We start from the raw sequence: 19,942 nt of genomic DNA on the forward strand, positions 1-19,942 counted from the left end.
TTTGATCGAGTATCTGGCTGAAACCGGCTCGACGAACACTGATCTGGCCGACCGCCTCGTCAGCGGCACCCATGTTCCGGAAGGGGCGTGGCTTGTTGCAGACAGGCAGGTGTCGGGACGCGGACGGCATGGCCGCGAATGGTTCGACGGCGCAGGGAATTTCATGGGCTCGACCGTGGTCCATTTGGCCAGCTCCGATCCGCCTACCCCGACGTTAGCGCTGCTGGCCGGTCTGGCGCTGTACGAGGTTTGCGCGAACCTCGTGCCTGATCCGGCTGCGCTCTCGCTGAAATGGCCCAATGATCTGCTGATCGGCCGCGCGAAGCTGGCAGGCATTTTGCTCGAGAGGCAAGGCCAGTCGGTAATTGTCGGGATCGGAGTGAACCTTGCCGCGGCGCCGCCGATTGAGGGGAGGGAAACGATCTCTCTGGCAAAACTCGGTCCGGCGCCTGACCGCAACAGGTTTGCTGAGCTGTTGCAGCATCAGTTTGCAATCGAATTGGAGCGTTGGCGGTCTTTCGGGCTCGATCCGGTTCTCAAGCGTTGGCAGATTGCGGCCCACACCGTCGGCACGGCGCTTACCGTTCGAGACGACGGGGCGCGTGCCATCGGCGGCACGTTTGATGGTCTTGCAGAAGATGGTTCACTTTTGCTTCGCTTGGCGGATGGCACGATACGTGCCATCCACGCCGGCGACGTGATGCTAGGTTGAAGGATACAAAATGCTGCTGGTTGCCGATGTCGGAAACACGAATGTCGTTTTCGCCCTGTTCGACGGGGCCGAGATCAAGACACGCTGGCGAATTGCGACCGATCCACGGCGGACGGGGGATGAATACGCTGTCTGGTTGCTGCAATTGATGCAGGTGGAAGGCTACAGCCGCGAAGACATCACCCATATCATCTTTGCGTCGGTGGTTCCGCGCGCCGACCATAATCTCACGGTATTGTCTCAAAAGTATTTTGGGATCACGCCGCTAATCGCGGGTCAGGGCGATGCAGAGTGGGGATTTGAGATCGATGTTGACCAGCCCAACTCCCTGGGTGCCGATCGTGCGCTCAACTGTGTTGCCGCCCACGCCAAATATCCGGGCGATCTGATCGTTGTCGATTTCGGCACCGCGACAAAGTTCGAGGCGGTCGATTTCAACGGCACTTACAAGGGCGGGATCATTGCCCCGGGGATCAACCTGTCGCTCGACGCGCTGGTTGGCAAAACTGCGAAGCTTCCGCGCATCGCAATCCGCGCCCCGGAAACAAAAAGCGTGATTGGCCGCAATACAGAAGACCAGATGCTGATCGGCGTGTTCTGGGGCTATGTTGCCATGATGGAGGGCCTGATCGAAAAGATGCGGGCCGAGTTTGGCCGCCCGGTAAAGGTCGTTGCGACCGGCGGGCTCGCGATCCTGTTCAACGATAACACCGAGATTTTTGACATAGTGGACAATGATTTGACGATTCAGGGATTGGCTATTCTGGCCCAGCGCGCGGCAGACAAGCAGGGTGCTGCGTGAAGAAGGATTTCACTCCGGAAAAAGAGCTTCTTTTCCTTGCCCTTGGCGGGTCGGGCGAAATCGGCATGAACGTCAACCTCTATGGCTGCGATGGCCAATGGCTGATGGTCGATCTGGGCATGACATTCTCGGGCAATGAGTATCCCGGTGTCGATCTGGTATTTGCCGATCTCGAATTTATCGAGGAACGGGCAGACGATCTGGTCGGTATCGTGCTTACCCACGCGCATGAAGATCACATCGGCGCGGTGCCCTATTTCGCGGCCGATCTGGGCGTTCCGCTTTACGCAACACCGTTCACTGCCGAATTGGTCCGGCGCAAACTTGAAGAAGCCGGCCTGCTGGACACAGTGGAACTGAACATTATCGAGGGGGCGGACAGCTTTGCTCTCGGACCTTTCGATATCGGATACGTCCCTCTCGCACATTCCATTGCTGAGGGGCACGCGCTCCTGATCGACACGCCCTATGGCCGTATTTTCCACACTGGCGACTGGAAGCTGGACGAAGAGCCGATAATCGGTGATCCCACGACAGAAGAAGAACTCACTGAAGTAGGTGACGAAGGCGTGCTGGCGCTCGTCTGCGATTCGACCAATGTCTTCAACCCGAATCCGAGCGGCTCCGAAGGCGCGGTGTATCGCGGCCTGCTGGAAGAGGTTGGCAAGCACAAGGGCAGGCGTGTTCTGGTAACAACCTTCGCCTCCAACGTCGCGCGGCTGCACACCCTTGGCGAGGTCGCAAAAGCATGCGGGAGGCAAGTTTGTGTCGCAGGCCGTTCGCTCGACCGGATCATCGATGTGTCGCAGGACAATGGCTATTTGCTCGATTTCCCGGACCCGGTGGATTTTGACACGGCTATGGGCCTGCCGCGCGGTGAGGTTATGATCATCGCCACCGGCGGGCAGGGTGAGCCGCGGGCTGCCCTGTCACGAATAGCGGAATCGAACCATCCGCTCGAACTGGTCAAAGACGATGTTGTTCTGTTCTCCAGCCGACAAATTCCCGGCAATGAAATTTCCATCGGTAAAATTCAGAACCGGCTTGCCGATCGCGGTATAGTGATGGTTACAGACCGGCAGAGCGAAATCCACGTATCCGGGCATCCTGGCAGACCTGAGCTGGAGGCGATGTATAGCTGGCTTCGGCCTGAAATTCTGGTCCCGGTACACGGCGAGATCCGCCATATGAAAGAGCAGGCGCGTTTGGGCGCTTCATGCGGAATCCCTCACAACGTCTTTCAGAAAAACGGCGACATCGTAAGGTTGGCTCCGGGTGATCCGGGCAAGATCGCCGAGGTCATTTCAGGACGGCTCGTCCTTGATGGTGACATCATTGTTCCCGCCGATGGCGATTCGATCGTTATGCGCCGCAGGATTGCCTATAACGGGATCGTGATTGTCGCGCTCGACAGCAAGGGCAGAGCGGTAATCGACAGCGCGGGCCTGCCGCTTGATGAAGACTACGCCGACTTTGTGGTCGAGGCGAAAGCCGACATCGCTGCCGGACTGAAGCGGTTGAAAGGCAGCGCGCGCCGTGATCCTAAAGAAATTTCGGAAGCCGCCCGTCTCGCAGTCAGGCGTGCCGCCCAGCGCTGGAGCGGGAAAAAGCCGCAAGTCAAAGTCTTGCTGACCGGGGAATAGTTCGATGCAGATTACATCTATCATCGCAATCTATGCGCTATTCTGGGTGATGACAGCGTTCGTCATGCTCCCATTCGGCGTGAAAACGCATGATGAAGCGGGCATACCGAAAATACCCGGTCAGGCCGACAGCGCGCCAGCCAATTTCCGGCCGGGCAGGCACGTGATCATAGCGACAGCCATAGCTGCAGTGCTGACCGCACTGTTCGTGCTCAACTACATCTATGGCTGGATCGGCGCGGACTTCCTAAACCTGTTTGAGGACTTGCTCAGCACGCCCTCCTGAGTTGCTCAGTCGCGCAGCCGTTCGATTGCCTGCGCAAGCGCGACATACAGTTTACCCATGTCGGAACTGAGCAAGGTAACGCCAAGCGCATTACCATCGCGGGTCGACAGCATGGTACGCAGCATAGCTTCGAAATCATGGATGTACCGGCTGACGTTCTCGCGGAAATCAGCGTCATCGTCGTAAATCTGGGCGATGTCGCGCGCTTCCGTGTTGTCGAGCAGCCTGACCGCACGCCGGGTGAAGATGCCGCGGTCACCGCGCAAATATGACGCCCAGGCCGTGTCGCTGACATCGGTAGTGACCGCCTTTGATATATCGATTGCGTTTGAATTGAGGCTTTCGGTGATTAGCGCAACGCGGCGAGCGAAATCGTTACCAACTTGCTCTTCGGCCTGCTCACGGGCGCGGGCGACACGGGTCTCCAGATTACCGGCCAATTCATCGATCTTCGCCAGCTGATCGCGAAGCTGGCGGGCGACATCGCGTCCTGCATTGCTTGCATTGCTTGCCGCTTCCTCAAGCTGCTTGAGCGATCCGCGAGCAGCGGTGTCGATCGTGCGGCCCATGGCTTTACTGGTTTCGGCGGCGACAAAGCCGGCAACGTTTTCTGCGCTCTTGCGCGCCTCGGTCTCGATAATCTGCGGAGTGGTCCGGGCTGCTTCTTCGAGCGCGCTGATCGCGGACCGCAACTGGGTCTGTGCATTGCGCGACAGCAAGTCGCTCTCTTCATTGACACCCGACAGGCTGCTTCGCAAATCACCGACAATGCGGGTGGTTTCGGCAGTGGTTTCGACCAATTTTGCCCGCAACGTATCTATTTCAGCGATAGTATCGCGGCCGGTTTCCTGAGCTGCAATGACGTAGTTCGAAAGCTCTTCGCTCTTTCCGCCGGCAGCATCCACGATTGAACCAAGCTCGACAGCGCCTTGCTTTGCCTGCTCAAGCCGAGCTTCGGCCTCCGCGATAGCGTTCGGCAGGTCTTGCTGACTATGCTGTGTACTTGCCTGGATAAGTTCCAGCAGGCGCACGCTGCTATCGGTGAGGGCAGCAACCGCTTCGTCTACTCCGAAGAGAGTAGAGCGGCTGCGTTCGAGATTGCTCGCCAACGCATCGGCATTCTGCGCGACACGGGTCTGGGTATCGTCGCTGATCTCCGCAACCTCGCGTATTGCGGTACGGAGACTGTCGATGCGAGCGGCAATGCCTTCGCTGCGCTCTGCCAGCGTATCGGCATCGGCCAGCTGTTTTTCGCGCCGCTCGGCCAGTTCGTGGTCAAGCGCGGCGAGCTGTTTGCCGAGCGCCTCGATGGCTTTCGCTTCATCGGCTTCCATCGTCTCGCGGCGGGAATTGATCTTCTCCGTCAGCACGGAATCGCGGTGCGCGATATTGGCGTCGATTGCCTCTGCTTCGCTTGTCAGGGCCGCCAGTTTCGCATTGGCGGATTCCAGCGCACGTTGATCGATGCCCTGAATTTCGTCGATCGCATCGAGCAGTTGCTTTTTCAGCGTTTCAACGCGGTTCTGCCAAAGGTCGAGCGCCTTTGTCTCGGTTTCCTGAACCGAATTTCCGACGGTTGCAGCTTCATCGCGCATTGAATTGAGACGCAGGCGGAGAGATCGAAGGGCCTCTTCTTCCTCTTGATCCAGGCTCTCGCGAGTGGCCTTGAATTCCTCGGCCAGCGCATCTGCGCGGCGGCGGATCGCGGCGATGGCTTCCACCTCGCGGCTATCCAGTTCACCGCGAAACTCGTCACTCTTATCGCGCAGCGCACCGAAGCGTTCGTTCGCGATGGTTTCCAATTGATCGGTTTGCGCTTCGAACCCAGCTAGGGCACTGTTGATCTTCTCTTGAATGGAGCCAACCTGCGTTTCGCTTGCTTTGCCGAAATCATTGAGACGTTCGAAACCGATAACCAGTCCGGCGATTTGTCCGTGGGCAGTGCGGCCTGCAGTTCCGATCTGGTTCGAAACATCCTTCGCCGAATTGGCAATGACGGGCAGTTCGTCACGCAATTTACTCATGTTTTCGAGAGCGATATCGCTCACGCTTGCGATCGTATCGATCTGGCCGCTGTTCTCAATGATCAGCGACTGGAGATGTTCTGCATTGGTCGACAGGCGTTCGCTCGATACACGGCCGAGCGATTCCAATTCCCGTGACTGCGACGAAAGAAATTCGCGTGCGAGGCTGAGTTCCCGGTTAACCGTCTTCAGGCGCTCTTCCAGCAAGGCGGACTCGTCTGACAGGGTGCGCGCAACCGCGCCAAAGCGAGCAGCCTCGTGGCGGCTGTTGCGGATCGCGAGCATCCACAGGGACACTACCAGCAATACCGGAATGGCCCATGCGGTGATCCACCCGGTCCATTGCTGCGGCGTTCCGCCTACCAGAATGTCAGACTGGTTTGCCCAACCGTAAAAACCGGTCCAGCCTGCGATCGCCAAGACCGCGAGGGTGGGCACCAACCATCCAAATCGCGGGCCAGCAGCATCGGGATCCTGCCACTCTTCATAATATTCTTCTTCAAGCACGAGGCTATCTTCCGTCTCCATCGAGACAGTGTCCGACTGCGCATCTTGCGGCTCTTCGGGGCCAATGGCCCGGATATGGTTTCCCCCGGTCATTCTTGGAATCTACCACTTTTCCACAGGAGTGAAACCCCATCTTAACCCTGACGCGATTAGTTAATCTGCTTATGTTGTATGAAAACGGCAGTCTTGACGCGACTTTAGCAGCAGCAGCGGGGGAAGATCCGGCGCTGATGGCTGAATTACGCGGTGCATTCGCAGACAGTGTCGAGCGGCAGGTTGACTTGCTGAAACGATCACGATGCGACGCGAACTGGAACATTGCGGCTCTTCGGCTGAAGGGTGTGGCAGCCGGCTTTCACGCGGATGAGCTTATCTTGTTAGCCGAGGAGGCAATTGACTCCGCGCCGGGCGAACCCACGGTGATTCGCAAGATCGAAACCTTCCTCGGCAATTTTCGCACCACATAACCCGTGGACCAGGCTTCACGCTTGGTTGTTGACCCTTAACGCTCTAAACCTGCCCTCTTGATATTAAGAGGTTGCTGGTGCGCGTTGCATTGCTTTCATCGCTGGAATTGCTTGGCGCAGAGGACGAGGGCCGGCGTGCATTCATGCGCATTGGCGGCCGCAGCGTATTGCAGCGACAGATGGAATTAGCGCTCGCATTCGGCTGCGAGCGGATTGCGTGCCTGTCGGACAGCATTTCGCCTGAATTGATGGACTTGCAGTCATTCGCGGAAAGTCGCGGAACTCAGTTTCAGATCATCCGCGATGCGCGGCCACTGTCCGGGATGGTCAAGTCAGACGACAAGCTGTTGGTGATTGGTGACGGAGTGGTTTTCGACCAGTCCGTGGCTCATGAAGTTTTAGGGGAAGGGCGCAAAGTACTGACCTTGCCCGCCGACCGTGGCGTGCCGTTGGGTTTCGAACGGTTGGACCGTGACCGCGCCTGGGCCGGTGTGATGATCGCGGCAGGAGCCCTCGTTGAGCGGTTGGCAGATATGCCGCGCGATATCGATCCGGTTTCGACTTTGCTCAGGCTTGCCTTGCAATCGGGATCAATCACAGCAGAAGTTTCTGCCGAGATGCTCGCCGATGATAGCTGGGCGCTGGTCAACTCCTCAGGTTCGGCGGCCAAGTTCGAAAAACGCTGGCTTGCGAAAGCTGTCAAACCGGCATCGTTCGCTGCACCTACCAGTTCGATCGCAGACCGCACCGCCTTGTCAGTGCTCAAGCGGCATACCCGCCCGCAAAAGGCTGTTCGTGCGGGGGCGGCAATCTCCATTGCGTCCCTGATAGGCGCAGCGGCCGCCGGTTGGGCTGGATACCCCGTCGCCGGTCTCGGAATAGCCGCCATAACCTGGTTCTCGGGCCGTTTCGCCGGCACATTGTCGTCGATAGTCAGCGACGGGCTTGAAGCGACACGGCTCAATCGGTGGTCGGCCCCGGGCCTGTCGGTGGTGGTGGATGCGTTGATAATCATGTTGGCGCTTGCGACAGTTCCCCCATCCAAGAAGATTGCGGCATTTTTTGCGGTGTTCATGCTGCTCGGCTTGCTGCGTGTTCTGGCGGCGAAGACCAATGATTTTTCGGGTCCGAATCTGCGGGATTTCTTCCAAGACAGGGGGCTACTGCTGGCGATCCTGTGCACGGCGGCAGCTTTTGGGAATATTACCCTTATTTCTCAGGCGGTTGCAGCAATTCTCATGCTTTTTGCATTGGTGCGATCTTTGCCGTCGAGGATAACGCAGGTTTAACCATAGTGGGCTAAGGCAGCGGGATGAGCGATACAACCGCAAACCACGAAGCCGGAATTCCGGTCGAAAACGTACTTCGTGAAGAGCTCGCCCATGGCGATGCCGTGCTCGGTACAACTGCGCCTATTCTTGGGCATCTTGTCCTGAGTTCGGCAAATTCGCTCTTCAGTGACGAGATCGTTGCGCAGGTTCGCGGCATGGCCGCCAGCATCGCTTCTCAATTGCTTTCCGCACAGGCGAAAGCGGTCAATACAGAAGCCCTTGATGCCTATATCGAGCAGCGGCGCGATCCGTTGGTTGAAGCGCTCCTTTCCAAGAACGAGTTTCTGTTTCACCTGCATGCGCTGACAGTTGAACGCCAGTTGGCTGCACGGTTAGAATCGCGAAACGCAATCGATCTGGTGCTCTCACCGCTGTTGCAGGCATTGGTGTCTTCCGATGACGCGAATACATCGAGCACGGCAATGTCGGTGCTCGCTGCGCAGTCTCGTTTTATTCAGCATCAGCGGCGCATGGAATTGCCGCTGAATGAATTGCCGGGCGACATGTTCCATGCAGCGATCCAACATTGGCGCGCGCTGGATAACGGTGAGAATGAAGAAACCGCAGACCAAGTGGAAGAGCAGCTCAGAAGCGCATATAATGAAGGCGACGGACGGGCTGGATTGCTTGCGCGTCTGGTGTCAGGGATGGGCAGCGGGAGCCGGGCTGCGCTATCGATCAGCCATGCGGGGGTCGCAATTTTCTTGACTGCAGTCGCGCTCTCGACCGGTCAAAGCCGCGACCTCGTGGCAATGTCCACCTCGGATCGTCAGCTCGGACGGCTCGCTCTCGCACTACGAGCAACCGGATTAAAGCCGAGCGAAGTCGAAGAGCAGTTTGTGCATATCCATCCGGAAATATCGCTCCCGGAGGGTTTCGACATGCTTCGCGTGGACCGCGCAGCGCAGTTGCTTGCATCGTCAGACGGCTTTGGGGCCGCTTGATCCGATGAACAAACTTTCCGGAAATTTCATCGCCCGCGCGCGCACAGATGAGGCGGACAGGTTGGTCGAGGCTCAGGAGCCTCTGGCATCGCTCCAGCAGAATTGCGGCGGAGAAATTCCGGGCGACCTGGCGATTCCCGAACTGCGCGAACTGGTTCTGAAAGTCCGCCAATCCAACCTTAAGCTCGCACGTTCAATTAGCGCGTTCGATGGCGAAGATGTTGTCACTGCGTGGGTTGAAGTCACCCCTGCACGCAAGGACGGAGACGGCTGCTATATCGGTGTAGCAAACTGGCAGACCAGTCCGGTGCCCGAACAGAGCGAGGCGGCCAGTGCGGCCCGCAGACAGGCGGTCGACGAGTCAGTGGCCGAACTAAACGCTCGGCTCGATTCAAAACAGAACATTCTGACCGTCGAAAGTGAAGCACGTGATCTTGCTGATCTGACCGCTAGGATGCGTCATTCGCGCGGTACCCCATGGACCGATTTCGTGGAATTCCCGTCGAATACGCATGAGCAGCCTATGCATTGGCGCCTGCTGGACGGTGCGCAGTGCACTGTCGAAGGGTCCGACCGTATCTGGACGGCAAGTCTTGTTCCACTCGGGCGGCCCGAGCCGGGCAGTAGCGGTTTCGACCTGTATCTGGTTGCGGATCGTCCGCTCGTCGACCGGCGAAAGCCGCTCGCGGAGCCAAAGCCGGATACTATGCATTCGATCGGGCGAGATCTTTCACCGGTTCTGCGTCAGCCGATCGCTCGCATTATCGCCAATGCAGAAACGATCCGCTCTAAAATGGCGGGGCCGCTGTCGGAAGAATACAGCGGATATGCCGCCGATATTGCGACCGCAGGGCAGCACCTGATGTCGTTGATAGAGGATCTCGCCGATCTGGAAGTTGTCGAGTCAGAAGACTTTACCACCGCGCCGGATCAGATTGATCTAGCCGATGTGGCGCGACGCGCTGCGGGTATCCTCGGGGTGCGGGCAAAAGAACGGTCGATTTCGCTGAAAGCGCCGGGTCCGGAAATTTCGGTTCCTGCGACAGCTGAGTTCCGCCGCGCGCTGCAGATTCTGCTCAATCTGGTGGGCAACGCCATCCGCTATGCCCCTGAGGGTTCGGAAGTCGAGATTTCAGCAAGGCTGACCAAGTTTGGCGCGCAGGCCAGCGTTTCCGACGAAGGGAAGGGCCTGTCGGAGGAACAGCAAGCTGTCGTGTTCAAGAAATTCGAACGGCTTGGCCGCAGCGGAGACGGCGGTTCTGGCCTCGGTCTGTACATTTCGCGCAAGATTGCCCGCGCAATGGGCGGGGACCTGACAGTAAAAAGCGCGCCCGACAAAGGGGCGCGCTTCATACTGGATGTGCCGCCTGCCGAAGCAGGCTGACACTTCCATTCTGTTCTGATTACCGGTTGCCTACAGGCACGTAGTCGCGCTCGGTCGGGCCGGTGTACAGCTGACGAGGGCGACCAATAACCTGGCCTGGATCGGAGATCATTTCGTTCCACTGGGCGACCCAGCCGACTGTACGTGCAAGCGCGAACAGTGCGGTGAACATGGTCGTCGGGAAGCCGATCGCCGACAGGATGACGCCGGAGTAGAAGTCTACGTTCGGGAAGAGCTTCTTCTCTCTGAAGTAATCGTCGTTGAGCGCCATTTCTTCGAGGGCAAGAGCCGTTTCAAAGACCGGGTCGTTGACCTTGAGCGCGTCGAAGACTTCACGAACGGTCTTCTGCATCACTGTCGCACGCGGATCATAGTTTTTGTAAACACGGTGACCGAAGCCCATCAGACGGAACGGATCGTTCTTGTCCTTGGCACGCTCGATATAGTGCGGGATGCGGTCGGGAGTCCCAATTTCGCGGAGCATATTGAGCGCTGCCTCGTTCGCACCACCATGTGCCGGGCCCCAAAGGCAGGCAATGCCGGCCGCGGTGCAGGCAAACGGGTTGGCGCCGGAAGAACCTGCGAGACGGACGGTGGAGGTCGAAGCGTTTTGCTCGTGATCGGCATGGAGGATGAAGATCCGGTCCATCGCCTTCTCGACAGCAGGAATAACTTCGTATTCCTCAGCAGGAACGCCGAAAGTCATGCGCAGGAAATTGCCGGTGTAGCTGAGCGAATTGTCAGGCTGCAGGAAAGGCTGCCCGATCGAATATTTGTAGGCCCACGCCGCGATTGTCGGCATCTTTGCGATCAAACGGTGGCTGGAAATCTTCCGGTGCTCAGGGTCGGAAATGTCCGTGCTGTCATGATAGAAAGCCGAGAGCGCGCCAACCACGCCGCACATGATTGCCATCGGGTGCGCATCACGGCGGAAACCCTGATAGAACTGGCGCAGTTGATCGTGCAGCATCGTGTGACGGGTGATCGTGTAGGTGAAATCATCCAGCTCATCGCCCGACGGCAGTTCGCCATTCAGCAGCAGATAGGCAGTTTCCATGAAGCTGGAATGTTCAGCCAGCTGGCCAATGGGATAACCGCGGTGCAGCAGCACGCCTTCGTTACCATCGATATAGGTCAGGGCGCTTTCACAGCTAGCCGTCGACTTGTAACCGGGATCGAAAGTGAACGCGCCTGTCTGGCCGTACAGTTTCCTGATGTCGATTACGTCCGGGCCAGTGCTGCCCTCTAATACCGGGAAGTCGTAGGTTTGACCGCCGAAATCCAGTTTTGCCTGTTTATCCGCCAACATTATTCTCCTTAAACCGGGTTTCCGTGTGCGCCTTCACGACGCGGCTTGCGCGTCTATCCGCGCGAGCGATTCATCTCGTCCCAACAGGACCAGCACATCGAAAATCCCGGGTGACGTGGTCGTTCCGGTAAGCGCCGCTCTCATAGGCTGCGCCAATTTGCCGAGGCCCAGTTCGAGCTCCTCTGCAAGTGCTTTCGTAGTGGCTTCGAGAGCCTCGATTGTCCAGTTGTTTTCCGACTTGAGGCGCGAGGACAGCTTCCCGAGCAACAATCTTGCGTCGTCCGTCAGCAGCTTCCCCGCCTTTTCAGTCATTTCCAATGGCCGTTTGGCGAAAAGAAATGCCGATCCCTCAACCAGATCATTGATATTCTTTGCGCGGGTTTTGAGCACCGGCATGGCCTGAGCGAGCAGAGCGGCGTCTGCCTCATCGCCAATCTCGTCAGCGACCAGTTCGGCGAGCCGGGTGTCGTCCGCTTCGCGAATGTAGTGCCCGTTCAGGTTTTCAAGTTTCTTGAGATCGAAACGCGAGGGGCTTTTCCCCACTCCGTCCAGGGTGAAAAGTTCGATAGCCTCTTCGCGGGTGATTTCTTCCTTGTCACCATGACCCCAGCCAAGGCGCAGCAGATAGTTGAACAAAGCCTCAGGAAGGATGCCCATATCGTCGCGGTAAGCCTCAACCCCCAGCGCGCCGTGGCGCTTCGACAGTTTAGCGCCGTCGCTGCCGTGGATCAGTGGGATGTGGGCATAGGTCGGATCGCTCCATCCACCTTCAATCGCATCCATTGCGCGATAAATCGGCAATTGGCGAAACGCATTGTTCAGGTGATCATCGCCGCGAATGATGTGCGTGCAGCCCATGTCGTGATCATCGACCACCGCTGCCAGCATGTAAGTGGGCGTGCCATCAGCGCGCAGGATGATGTAATCGTCAACTTCCTCGTTGCGTACAGTGACCCGGCCCTGGACCAGGTCCTCAATAGCGGTTTCACCCTCGGTCGGGGTTTTCAGACGTACCGTGAAAGGTGCATCCTGCGGTGCTTCGGACGGGTCTCGGTCACGCCAGCGGCCGTCATAGCGCAGGGGCTGCTTGGCTGCGCGCTGTTCTGCGCGCATTTGCTCAAGCTCTTCCGTAGTCGCATAGCATCGATAGGCATGGCCGTTTTCGAGCAGCTTGTTTGCGACTTCAGCATGCCGGTCAGCGCGCGATGACTGGAAAACCGGTTCCTCGTCATAATCCAGGCCGAGCCAGTTCAGACCATCCAGGATAGCGTCGATTGCTTCCTGTGTGGAACGCTTGTGATCGGTATCCTCGATACGCAGCAGTGCCTTGCCGCCGTGGTGGCGTGAGAAGAGCCAGTTGAACAATGCGGTTCGCGCGCCGCCAATGTGCAGGAAACCTGTGGGCGATGGTGCGAAACGGGTCACCACCGTGTTGTCTTTGGCCGCGCTATTGCTTGCCATAACCGACTGTTTCCTTTCAAATAGTCCGCATGGCTGCCAGCGAAGTTCAAGTACCCTTTGATGATGAGTCAAATGAGCCGCCGGACGATGCCAATGCTGCAGTGCAGCGCCAATGGCTTAGCTGGCCGCAATTGTCCAGCATTGCAGCTGTTTTGGAACAATTTCTCAATCGCGCGGGCTTTGAGAAAGGCCCGTGGCTAACCGTCTGTTTCGCTATCGGTATCGCGCTGTGGTTCCAGTTGGAAAATTTTTGGGAATGGGGCGCTGTGCTGATCCTATGCTCAGGCGCAGCCATTGCCGCAACCTGCTGGGGTTGGAGGCACGAACGCCATCCGGTTTTGAGGCAATCTGCCATAGCGATCCTGCTGATGATCGCACTGGGATTGAGCGTGGTTTGGGCGCGGTCGGAGATCGTGGGGGCTGACGCCATCGAGCGCCCCCAAGTTACGGTTTTGACCGGAAGGATATTGGAGCGCGACGAACAGCCCGCGCGGGACCGGGTCAGACTGGTGCTTGCCACGCGCGATCCGGCATCAGGAGATGCTCTGAAAATCCGAGTAAACGTGCCGCAAAGTGCAGATCAGGCTGACTTGCTGGAAGGCTCTGTGGTGAGGCTGCGGGCGCGATTGATGCCTCCTGCGCCTCCGATGCTTCCCGGAGCGTACGATTTTTCGCGCACCGCATGGTTTGCGGGGCTTGCAGCGACCGGATCGGTTCTCGGCGACATTGCGGTGGTCGAGCCTGCGAATGAGACAGATGCCTTGGCCAGCACGCAGCGCCAACTTGCCAGTCATGTACGGAGCCAACTGGACGGATCGGCCGGCGCAATCGCTTCGGCACTGGCCAGCGGGGACCGCGGCTCGATCAGCGATGCGGATGAAGAGGCGATGCGCGATGCCGGGCTGACCCACCTGTTATCAATCAGCGGCCTGCACGTCAGCGCCGTGATCGCTGCTGCCTATCTGATTGCTATCAAACTATTAGCGCTATGGCCGTGGCTCGCACTTCGCGCGCGGCTTCCGCTCGTGGCAGCAGGTTTTGCTGCGCTAGCGGGTGTCGGATATACTTTGCTTACAGGTGCGGAGGTCCCGACAGTCAGAAGCTGCGTCGGGGCAATACTCGTGCTCGCGGCGCTTGCTCTTGGCCGTGAACCCTTGTCGCTGCGAATGGTCGCGGCAGCAGCGCTGTTCGTGCTTTTCCTTTGGCCTGAGTCTCTGGTTGGACCGAGCTTTCAGATGAGTTTCGCAGCGGTGCTGGCCATCGTCGCATTGCACAATTCCGCCCCGGTACAGGCCTATCTGGCTCCGCGAGAGGAATCATGGTTTTCCAGAAGTGGGCGGCGAGTGGTGATGTTGCTGGTTACCGGAATGGTGATTGAAATCGCGCTGATGCCGATCGTGCTTTTTCATTTTCACAGGGCCGGGGTCTACGGTGCATTTGCGAATGTTGTGGGCATACCGCTAACGACTTTCTTCTCCATGCCGCTGATCGGGCTCGCGCTCTTTCTCGATATTTTCGGGCTGGGCGCGCCGGCATGGTGGGCTGCAGGCAAGTCTCTGGATATTCTGATCGGTATTGCGCATTTCACTGCGTCGCAGCCCGGTTCTGTCAAGCTGATGCCCGAAATGGACGGAGGCATCTTTGCGTTGTTTGTGTCTGGCGGGATTTGGCTGGCGCTGTGGCGCGGGCGCGTCCGGTTGCTTGGTTTCGTCCCAGTGGTTCTGGCGGCAATGCTGTTTCTCGCAAGCCCAGTCCCCGATCTGCTTGTCTCCGGTGATGGCCGGCATGTGGGGGTTGCAGGCGAGGGCGACCGCTTGCTCGTTCTGCGCGAGAGCAGAAGCGATTATGCCAGAGACAACTTGCTGGAGCTGGCGGGGATGGACGGCGAGCCGGTACCTCTCGGTAAGTGGCCTGATGCAAATTGCAGCCCGGACTTCTGCGTCCTGCCCGTCACAAGAGAGGGGCGGACGTGGCAAGTCCTGATGGCTCGCAGCAACATCCGTATCGAGGAGCGAGCACTTGCCGCAGCATGCGACCGGTCGGACATTGTAGTAGCCGACAGATACCTGCCGCGATCATGCAAACCCAAATGGCTCAAGGCCGACAGACGGATGCTTGATCAAACAGGAGGTCTGGCAATCAATCTAACCAATGGGACCTATAACAGCGTGGCCGATGCGCAGGGCGACCATGGCTGGTGGCGAGGGGGGGCGGGACTGACCCGCTCCCTCATGCCGGTTGAATGAAAACTCAGTGATACCGGCGAAGCAAGCCGGCAAGTTTGCCCTGAACCTGAACCTGACCAGGCTGGTAAACCTGCGGCGAATGCGACGGGTTTGCCGGGTCAAGCCGGACCATTCCGCCATCGCGGTGCAGATATTTCAGAGTAGCTTCCTCATTATCCACCAGTGCCACGACGATCTCGCCATCCCGCGCAGTGTCGGTGCGTTTGACCAGTGCGAAGTCGCCATCGAAAATGCCTGCTTCGATCATGGAATCACCCGAAACTTCGAGAGCATAATGATCGCCTGGGCCAAGCAGTGCTGCTGGAACAGGCAGGCTGCTCTGCCCCTCCAGCGCTTCGATCGGTGCGCCAGCCGCAATGCGACCATGGAGAGGAAGCTCGATCACATCGTTCGCCGGTGCGGGTTGCGGCGCAGGAGCCGACCTTGTCCGTGATACGACATCATTTGCTGGCGCGGCTGCGGCGATGCCCGGCACCGCATCTTCAGGGTTCTTGAGAACTTCGAGGGCGCGCGCTCGATTTGGCAGCCGCCGAATAAATCCGCGCTCTTCCAATGCGGAGATAAGGCGGTGGACACCGGATTTGCTCTTCAGGTCGAGCGCTTCCTTCATCTCTTCGAAAGAGGGGGAAATTCCCGATTCTTCCAGACGTTTCTGGATGAACAAAACCAATTCGTGCTGCTTAGCCGTCAGCATGGCGCATGCTCCTCTGTCTCCCTTGTCGATCCGCTCGCTCAAATGCGAACGAATGCGGAACAATTAGGCAACCTTCTTGCTCTGGTCAAGCAATTCCGCCATTTTTGATGAAGTAGACCGGAACATCCGTTCCCGCTTTGAACGCCGGGGAATGCTCCGGCCTTTCAATCAGGATGTCTGAGTTGGCGAGTGCGGCCAAGGCGCCGCTGTCCTGATTTGAAAGCGGATGTGCCATGCCGTCTTGCATCACACCGCGTGTGAATGTGCGGCGGCCAACTGTCGCAGCAAGCGGCATCGCGCATGGGACCATCAGCGGTTTCGGAATGCATGCGTCTGCGCCGAGCATTTTTCGGATTGCGGGCAGCATAAACAAGAACCCGGTCACAAAACTGGACCCAGGATTGCCCGGCAACCCCAGGATGATTTGTGTGCCCCGACTGGCAACCATCAGCGGCTTGCCCGGCTTCATCGCGATCCGCCAGAAGTCGATCTTTCCGCCAACGGCATCAAGAGCTGGCCGGACCAGGTCATGATCGCCAACGGAGGCGCCCCCGCTAAACACCACCAGATCATGTTCGCTGACAGCCTCCAGTGCATCGGCCAGCGCTGACAGCTTGTCGGCCACAGGTTCGCCTCTGGTAATGCGGCAATGTTCGCCAGTTGCCAGCATTTCAAGCATGAGGCCGTTTGTCGCAGGAATGAGGTGAGGGGCGCAATCGCCGATCTCTGCTGTTAGTTCATCACCGCATTCGATTATCGCCACAAGCGGCGGTTTTCGGACCGTGACATGGGCCACTCCGGCCATGGCCGCGAGAGCCATTTGCGGGGCATCCAGGCGGGAGCCTGCATCCAATAGCGTCTCGCCTGATCGAAAATCCGACCCTGCATCGCGGAAACATCCAGGATCCACGGCTCGCGCGGTGCTCAGTGTCTCTGCATCAAGCTTGGCGTCTTCAACGAGGACAATCGCGTCTGTGCCGGACGGGGTATGCGCGCCGGTCGATATTCTCGCTGCCTGTCCCGCAGCGATCGGCCTCTTATACGGTGAACCGCAGCGGCTTTCACCGATTACTGTCCACGGGCCGTCACCGCAGACTGCAAAACCGTCCATCGCGGACAGCCGGGCTGCGGGCTGCGTCCTATTGGCGACCAGAGGCGCGGCAAGATAATTGCGATGCGCCTGCGCCAGTGGCACGGTTTCTGCCGCGGTAGGGTGGATGAGGTCCAGAAGGCGTCGTTGCGCCACATGTAGTGGCAGCAAGTCGCTCATTCCTGTGCCTTCCAATCGCCCGATTTTCCGCCGGATTTCTCAAGCAATCTGACCCCGCCGATGACCATCGTCTTGTCCAGGGCTTTTGCCATATCGTAGATCGTCAGCAGAGCTGCTGAGGTGGCGGTCAGCGCTTCCATTTCGACCCCGGTTTTTCCGGTCAGCCGGACTTCGGTGCGAGCGAAGATTGCGTCATCGAGAAACCGGAAGTCGATATCGACCGAACTGATCGGCAGCGGGTGGCACAGCGGTATGAGGTCGCTGGTCTTCTTGGCGGCCATAATGCCAGCGATACGCGCGGTTGCCAGAACATCGCCTTTCGGTGCGTTTCCATTCCTTACCGCTTCGAGAGCCATCGGAGACATGGTAATTCTGCCTTCTGCGACGGCGGCGCGCCTGGTTTCGGCTTTACCCCCCACATCAACCATATGCGCGCTACCGCTTTCGTCGAGATGGGTGAGCTTGCTCATTGCCGTTCCTTATCCTTCCAGCAACGTGAGGGTGGCGGCGGTGACATCTTCCTGACGCATCAGGCTTTCACCGACGAGGAAACAGCGTACCCTCGATTTTGCGAGGCGCTGACAATCTTCATGGCTGGAAATGCCGCTTTCCCCCACCAGAAGCGAGCCTTCAGGGGCGAGCGGGACCAAGCGTTCTGTGACGGCCAGATCTGTAACGAAACGCTTCAGGTCGCGGTTGTTTACACCGATCAAACGCGATTTCAGATTGGCGGCGCGTTCCATTTCCGCTTCGTCATGCACCTCGACCAGGACATCCATACCATGCTCGATCGCAGCGTGCTCTATTTCAGCCATCTGGCCATCTTCCAGCGCAGCGACGATGATCAGGATCGCGTCCGCGCCAAGGGCGCGCGATTCCGCGACTTGCCAAGTGTCGACCATGAAATCCTTGCGCAGTGCGGGCAAGGAACACGCTGAGCGGGCCGCGACAAGATAATCCTCGTGACCTTGGAAATAGGGCGCGTCCGTCAGCACCGAAAGACATGCCGCGCCGCCAAGTTCATACTGTTTTGCATGTTCGGCAGGGCGGAAGTCTTCGCGGATCAGTCCTTTTGAAGGGGATGCCTTTTTGATCTCGGCGATCAGTCCAAATCCGGCCGCAGACCTTGCTTCCAAGGCGGCGCGAAAACCTCGCGGCCTTGTTTGTTCTGCGGCGCGCTGTTCAAGCTCCGTCAAAGATATCGCAGCCTTGCGTTCAGCAACTTCGCCGCGCTTTACCGCGCATATTTCTTCGAGTTTGTTCACTTCGCCATCTCGATCCAGCGCGCCAGCAGTGTTTTTGCGCCGCCGCTGTCGAGCGCTTCTGCGGCCATGGAGGCGCCTTCTGACCAGTCTTCTGTCCGGCCCGCCACCACCAGTGCGGCAGCGGCATTGAACTGGACAGTTTCACGATAGGCGCTGTGGTCGCCATCCAGCAGCGCGGCCAGCGCCTTGGCATTGTGTGCCGGATCACCGCCGCGGATCGCCTCGAGCGGCGCGGGGTCCAAACCCGCCAATGCCGCATCGACGCGCTTCATGGCAAACTCGTTACCGGTTACATCGGCCAGTTCGTTCCCGCCGGCGAGGCTCAATTCATCCAGCCCCTCATCGCCCGAGACGATGAAAGTGCGCTCGGTTCCCAGTCTTGCGGCGGCTTCGCCATAGATCGACACATAGCCCGGGCGCGCGATACCGATCAGCTGGCGCTTCACGCCCACAGGGTTGGACAGCGGACCCATCAGGTTGAAGATGGTACGGCGGCCCAATTGTTTGCGAATTGGCTGGATACGCACCATCGCCGGGTGATGGTTGGGGGCAAACAGGAAACAGATACCGATTTCGGCCAGTGTCTTTTCCGCAGTGCGCCCCGCTGCGGCCATATCCAGCCCGAGGACTTCCAGAGTGTCGGCGACGCCGGAAAGCGATGAAATCGCGCGGTTGCCATGCCGTGCTACGGGTACGCCGCATGCTGCGACGACCAGCCCGACTGCGGTCGATACGTTAAGCGTGTGGTGGCCATCGCCGCCTGTGCCGCATACGTCGATCGCGTTGTCCGGACCGGCCACGGGAATGTAGCGAGCCCGCAGCGCCCGCGCGGCCCCGGCAATCTCGTCCGCCGTTTCACTGCGTTCGGTCATGGCAAGCAGGAAACGGGCGATTTCCTCGTCGCTCGCTTCGCCGTCGAGGATCCAGCCGAACACCTCTTCGGCTTCTGCTTCGTTCATATGCGGTACGGCGAGCGGCAGGTGCTTCATGAAAGGTCCTTCGGCATCAGGCCGCAAATACGCATGAAATTGGCAAGCAGGGCGTGACCGTGCTCGGTCGCGATGCTTTCCGGGTGAAACTGCACCCCGTGAATGGGTAGCGTCCGGTGGCGGAAACCCATCGCACAAACACCGTCGAGCCCAGGCGTTTCGCTGGTGGCGTTGACCACAAGGCTGTCTGGGATATCCTCGACAATCAGAGAGTGATAGCGGGTGGCAGTATAGGGTGAAGGCAACCCTTCGAACACACCGGTACCGTCATGACTAACCGGCGAAGTCTTTCCGTGCATCAGTCCGCCGCGCACAACAGAGCCGCCGAAATGTTGCCCGATCGACTGATGGCCCAGACACACGCCCAGCAGAGGTTTACTCGCCTCGGCGCACGCGGCAACAAGGTCCAGGCTAATCCCGGCCTCGGATGGTGTGCAGGGACCTGGTGAAATCAGGAAACCTTCAGCACCGGTCGCGATTGCCTCGCTCGCGGAGAGTGCGTCGTTGCGCTTCACTTCGACGTCCGCGCCAAGTTCCATAAGGTAATGGACGAGGTTGAAAGTGAAGCTGTCGTAATTGTCTATGACTAGGATCATGATCTGTCTGCC

18 protein-coding genes are annotated in these 19,942 nt (G+C 58.6%); 9 read left to right on the forward strand and 9 right to left on the reverse strand.

Annotation, left to right across the window (positions count from 1 at the left end):
- The first annotated feature begins 1 nt into the window (after position 1).
- Genes PO778_RS03855 through PO778_RS03870 form a run of 4 tightly spaced genes read left to right on the forward strand, consistent with a single transcriptional unit; the run spans position 2 to position 3,443 of the window.
- Positions 2 to 712 (forward strand): biotin--[acetyl-CoA-carboxylase] ligase, encoded by a 711-nt coding sequence (locus tag PO778_RS03855; protein WP_271438666.1) that lies wholly within the window; start codon positions 2 to 4, stop codon positions 710 to 712.
- A gap of 10 nt (positions 713 to 722) precedes the next feature.
- Positions 723 to 1,514, forward strand: coding sequence for a type III pantothenate kinase (locus tag PO778_RS03860; protein WP_160729769.1), 792 nt, complete (start codon positions 723 to 725; stop codon positions 1,512 to 1,514).
- On the forward strand, positions 1,511 to 3,157 hold the full coding sequence (locus tag PO778_RS03865) for a ribonuclease J (RefSeq protein WP_271438667.1): 1,647 nt from the start codon (positions 1,511 to 1,513) through the stop codon (positions 3,155 to 3,157). Before PO778_RS03860 ends, PO778_RS03865 begins: the two co-directional genes overlap by 4 nt.
- Before the next feature lie 4 nt (positions 3,158 to 3,161).
- Entirely contained in the window at positions 3,162 to 3,443 is a 282-nt protein-coding gene (locus PO778_RS03870) for a DUF1467 family protein (protein ID WP_271438668.1), read from the forward strand.
- A 5-nt stretch (positions 3,444 to 3,448) separates the two neighbouring features.
- On the opposite strand, the gene PO778_RS03875 is transcribed toward PO778_RS03870, so the two are convergent.
- On the reverse strand, positions 3,449 to 6,067 hold the full coding sequence (locus PO778_RS03875) for a coiled-coil domain-containing protein (RefSeq protein ID WP_271438669.1): 2,619 nt from the start codon (positions 6,065 to 6,067) through the stop codon (positions 3,449 to 3,451).
- A 71-nt stretch (positions 6,068 to 6,138) separates the two neighbouring features.
- Here PO778_RS03875 and PO778_RS03880 point away from each other — a divergent pair, with 71 nt between their 5' ends.
- The 4 genes from PO778_RS03880 (at position 6,139) to PO778_RS03895 (ending at position 10,100) form a co-directional block, all read left to right on the forward strand.
- Positions 6,139 to 6,441: an Hpt domain-containing protein gene (locus tag PO778_RS03880; protein ID WP_160729772.1), complete on the forward strand. Its 303-nt coding sequence runs from the start codon at positions 6,139 to 6,141 to the stop codon at positions 6,439 to 6,441.
- 77 nt (positions 6,442 to 6,518) lie between these two features.
- Positions 6,519 to 7,730, forward strand: coding sequence for a hypothetical protein (locus PO778_RS03885; RefSeq protein WP_271438670.1), 1,212 nt, complete (start codon positions 6,519 to 6,521; stop codon positions 7,728 to 7,730).
- Between the two features lie 23 nt (positions 7,731 to 7,753).
- Positions 7,754 to 8,716 carry a hypothetical protein gene (locus tag PO778_RS03890; protein WP_271438671.1) on the forward strand — a complete coding sequence of 321 codons (963 nt, stop codon included), beginning with the start codon at positions 7,754 to 7,756 and terminating at the stop codon, positions 8,714 to 8,716.
- A gap of 4 nt (positions 8,717 to 8,720) precedes the next feature.
- Positions 8,721 to 10,100, forward strand: a complete 1,380-nt coding sequence (locus PO778_RS03895) for a sensor histidine kinase (RefSeq protein ID WP_160729775.1) — start codon at positions 8,721 to 8,723, stop codon at positions 10,098 to 10,100.
- Positions 10,101 to 10,119: 19 nt separating this feature from the next.
- Here the strand turns inward: PO778_RS03895 and PO778_RS03900 are convergent, their stop codons facing one another.
- Positions 10,120 to 11,406 carry a citrate synthase gene (locus tag PO778_RS03900; protein ID WP_202391650.1) on the reverse strand — a complete coding sequence of 429 codons (1,287 nt, stop codon included), beginning with the start codon at positions 11,404 to 11,406 and terminating at the stop codon, positions 10,120 to 10,122.
- A 36-nt stretch (positions 11,407 to 11,442) separates the two neighbouring features.
- Entirely contained in the window at positions 11,443 to 12,870 is a 1,428-nt protein-coding gene (gene gltX / locus PO778_RS03905; RefSeq protein ID WP_271438672.1) for a glutamate--tRNA ligase, read from the reverse strand.
- Positions 12,871 to 12,899: 29 nt separating this feature from the next.
- On the opposite strand from gltX, the gene PO778_RS03910 reads away from it, so the two are divergent.
- Positions 12,900 to 15,116 carry a ComEC/Rec2 family competence protein gene (locus tag PO778_RS03910; RefSeq protein ID WP_271438673.1) on the forward strand — a complete coding sequence of 739 codons (2,217 nt, stop codon included), beginning with the start codon at positions 12,900 to 12,902 and terminating at the stop codon, positions 15,114 to 15,116.
- A 4-nt stretch (positions 15,117 to 15,120) separates the two neighbouring features.
- Here the strand turns inward: PO778_RS03910 and lexA are convergent, their stop codons facing one another.
- The 6 genes from lexA to PO778_RS03940 form a co-directional block, all read right to left on the reverse strand.
- Positions 15,121 to 15,810, reverse strand: a complete 690-nt coding sequence (lexA, locus tag PO778_RS03915; RefSeq protein ID WP_271438674.1) for a transcriptional repressor LexA — start codon at positions 15,808 to 15,810, stop codon at positions 15,121 to 15,123.
- Between the two features lie 85 nt (positions 15,811 to 15,895).
- Positions 15,896 to 17,080, reverse strand: coding sequence for a molybdopterin molybdotransferase MoeA (locus PO778_RS03920; RefSeq protein ID WP_271438675.1), 1,185 nt, complete (start codon positions 17,078 to 17,080; stop codon positions 15,896 to 15,898).
- Complete coding sequence (gene moaC / locus PO778_RS03925; RefSeq protein WP_160729781.1) at positions 17,077 to 17,550, reverse strand: cyclic pyranopterin monophosphate synthase MoaC; 474 nt, start codon at positions 17,548 to 17,550, stop codon at positions 17,077 to 17,079. Before moaC ends, PO778_RS03920 begins: the two co-directional genes overlap by 4 nt.
- Before the next feature lie 9 nt (positions 17,551 to 17,559).
- On the reverse strand, positions 17,560 to 18,345 hold the full coding sequence (gene trpC, locus PO778_RS03930) for an indole-3-glycerol phosphate synthase TrpC (RefSeq protein WP_271438676.1): 786 nt from the start codon (positions 18,343 to 18,345) through the stop codon (positions 17,560 to 17,562).
- Positions 18,342 to 19,334, reverse strand: coding sequence for an anthranilate phosphoribosyltransferase (trpD, locus tag PO778_RS03935; RefSeq protein ID WP_271438677.1), 993 nt, complete (start codon positions 19,332 to 19,334; stop codon positions 18,342 to 18,344). The genes trpC and trpD overlap by 4 nt, the downstream gene beginning before the upstream one ends.
- Entirely contained in the window at positions 19,331 to 19,930 is a 600-nt protein-coding gene (locus PO778_RS03940; protein ID WP_160729784.1) for an anthranilate synthase component II, read from the reverse strand. Before PO778_RS03940 ends, trpD begins: the two co-directional genes overlap by 4 nt.
- Positions 19,931 to 19,942 lie beyond the last annotated feature (12 nt).

Origin of the sequence: Pontixanthobacter luteolus (genome assembly GCF_947494915.1) — a bacterium.
Lineage (GTDB): Bacteria > Pseudomonadota > Alphaproteobacteria > Sphingomonadales > Sphingomonadaceae > Pontixanthobacter > Pontixanthobacter luteolus.